This window comes from Caballeronia choica, from assembly GCF_001544535.1.
Lineage (GTDB): Bacteria > Pseudomonadota > Gammaproteobacteria > Burkholderiales > Burkholderiaceae > Caballeronia > Caballeronia choica.
This window is the reverse complement of the sequence record NZ_FCON02000584.1, coordinates 1-659: the sequence shown is the minus strand read 5'-3', so window position 1 is coordinate 659 and position 659 is coordinate 1. Positions and strand designations below refer to the sequence as shown.

At 61.3% G+C, this 659-nt stretch carries 1 protein-coding gene; it reads right to left on the bottom strand.

Annotated elements, in window-relative coordinates; genetic code table 11:
* Window positions 1-278 precede the first annotated feature (278 nt).
* Window positions 279-587, bottom strand: a complete 309-nt coding sequence (locus AWB68_RS45845; RefSeq protein WP_087650529.1) for an HPF/RaiA family ribosome-associated protein — start codon at window positions 585-587, stop codon at window positions 279-281.
* Between the last annotated feature and the right edge of the window lie 72 nt (window positions 588-659).

Below are 659 nucleotides of genomic sequence, written 5' to 3'. Positions count from 1 at the left end.
TGGCATGTCCAATGCCTCGATCTGGAAACGACCGTCGCAGAACATGAGATTTTCTCCGACGAGGACGAGTCTGCCCATAGAGTGGCGGACGGCCCTCACGACACGGGTGCTTTCGGCACTTGAGTGCCGCTGCGAAAGAGATGGCTACGGCGCCGCGACTTCCAATGCCAGTCAAGGCAGTCGACTGCCGGCTTCCAAAAAGAAACGTTGACCGTGCCACCTCTTCCTTCAAATGATTGCTTCGCATGACCGGCATCGCCCGGCGCCGGATATCTACTCTATCGGGCGGCGGCCGAATCACGCTCGAGCAATCGGATCGCACTGTCGAACGCGCGGTGTACCGCTGCATTCGGATCCGCGTCCGTACAGTGCTCAACGGGTATCAATCCATAGTCCCGCGTGATGAGGTCCAGACGCGCGTCGTAGCGCGCGCGTCCGCCCTGGTCATGCAACGCCTCGATTGCGAGATGGCAGCCGGCGATGCGCTTCGCGAACCGCTCCAGCCGTACCAACTCCGCTCCGGCCTCCCCCTCTAGCGCCGCCGAGCCGGCAAACCCGAAGCAGGCAATCTGCATTCCTACACCCATCTTGGCCTCCGCATCATCGCCCACCAATGTGTTGGTCGCTTTTCGAACTCCGGCACTCATCGGGCCCAAAAC

Coding starts and splice junctions, on each gene's coding strand:
- AWB68_RS45845 (WP_087650529.1), bottom strand. CDS start 587: ATGGGTGTAGGAATGCAGATTGCCTGCTTCGGGTTTGCCGGCTCGGCG.